The sequence below is a fragment of the Roseovarius azorensis genome, from assembly GCF_900109455.1.
Taxonomy (GTDB): Bacteria; Pseudomonadota; Alphaproteobacteria; order Rhodobacterales; family Rhodobacteraceae; genus Roseovarius; species Roseovarius azorensis.
Genome location: NZ_FOAG01000035.1, coordinates 1 through 1,888 on the forward strand (window position 1 = coordinate 1; position 1,888 = coordinate 1,888).

General features: G+C 65.3%; 1 protein-coding gene. It reads left to right on the forward strand.

Annotation, left to right across the window (positions count from 1 at the left end; all coding sequences use genetic code 11):
* Positions 1–1,888: acetate--CoA ligase (acs, locus tag BSG08_RS19125; protein ID WP_139274609.1), on the forward strand; the 1,888-nt coding region annotated here is incomplete at both ends.

The window sequence follows — 1,888 nt, forward strand, 5'->3', positions numbered from 1 at the left end:
CCCATATCGACGCCGCCACATACAAATCCATGTATGCCGCCTCGGTCAGCGATCCTGCGGCGTTCTGGGGCGAGCATGGCAGGCGGATCGACTGGATCCGGCCCTACAGCCGGGTCAAGGACGTGTCATTCGACTTCGGCAAGGTCTCGATCAAATGGTTCGAGGACGGCACGCTCAACGTCGCCGCCAACTGCATCGACCGCCATCTGGCGACGCGCGGCGATCAGACCGCGATCATCTGGGAGCCGGACAATCCCGAGGACGCCGCCCGGCACATCACCTATCGCCAACTCCACGAGAACACCTGCCGCATGGCCAATGTCCTCAAGGGGCTGGGCGTGGGGCGCGGCGACCGGGTGGTGATCTACCTGCCGATGATCCCCGAGGCGGCCTATGCGATGCTGGCCTGCGCGCGGATCGGCGCGATCCATTCGATCGTTTTCGCCGGCTTCTCGCCCGATGCGCTGGCCGCACGGATCAACGGTTGTCAGGCCGGGGTCGTGATCACCGCCGACGAGGCCCCGCGCGGCGGCCGCAGGACGGCGCTCAAATCCAACGCCGACTCCGCCCTGCTGCATTGTTCGGACAAGGTGAAATGCCTCGTGGTCAAACATGCCGGCGGCCAGACCACATGGGTCGACGGGCGCGACCACGACTATAACGCCCTCGCCGCCCAAGCCGCCACCGATTGCCCGCCCGAGGAGATGGGGGCCGAGGATCCGCTCTTCATCCTCTACACCTCCGGCTCGACCGGCCAGCCCAAGGGCGTGGTGCATACCACCGGCGGTTATCTGGTCTACGCCGCGATGACGCATCAGTATGTCTTCGACTATCACGACGGCGATATCTTCTGGTGTACCGCCGATGTCGGCTGGGTCACGGGGCACAGCTATATCGTCTACGGCCCGCTGGCCAATGGGGCGACCACGCTGATGTTCGAGGGCGTGCCGACCTGGCCGGACGCCGGCCGCTTCTGGCAGGTCTGCGAGAAACACAAGGTCAACCAGTTCTACACCGCCCCCACCGCGATCCGCGCGCTGATGGGGCAGGGCACCGGGTTCGTCAGCAAATGCGACCTGTCCTCGCTCAAGGTGCTGGGGACCGTGGGCGAGCCGATCAACCCCGAGGCCTGGAACTGGTACAACGACAACGTCGGCAAGGGCCGCTGCCCGATCGTCGATACATGGTGGCAGACCGAAACCGGCGGCCACCTCATCACCCCCCTGCCCGGCGCCATCGCCACCAAACCCGGCAGCGCCACCCTGCCCTTCTTCGGCGTTGAGCCGGCCGTGCTGGAACCCGAATCCGGCAAGGAGATCACCCAGACCGAAGCCTCGGGCGTTCTGGCGCTCAAGGACAGCTGGCCCGGCCAGATGCGCACCGTCTGGGGCGATCACGAACGCTTCGAACAGACCTATTTCCAGCAGTACAAGGGCTATTACTTCTCCGGCGACGGCTGCCGCCGCGATGCCGACGGCTATTACTGGATCACCGGGCGGGTGGACGACGTGATCAACGTCTCGGGTCACCGCATGGGCACCGCCGAGGTCGAATCGGCACTCGTCGCCCACGCCAAGGTCGCCGAGGCGGCGGTGGTCGGCTATCCGCATGACATCAAGGGCCAGGGCATTTATGCCTATGTCACCCTGATGAACGGGGTCGAGCCGACCGAGGAATTGCGCAAGGAACTGGAACAATGGGTCCGCCATGAGATCGGCCCCATCGCCAAGCCCGATCTCATCCAATGGGCCCCCGGCCTGCCCAAAACCCGCTCGGGCAAGATCATGCGACGCATCCTGCGCAAGATCGCCGAAAACGACTACGGCAGCCTCGGCGACACCTCGACACTCGCAGACCCCTCGGTGGTCGAGGAACTGATCGCCAACCG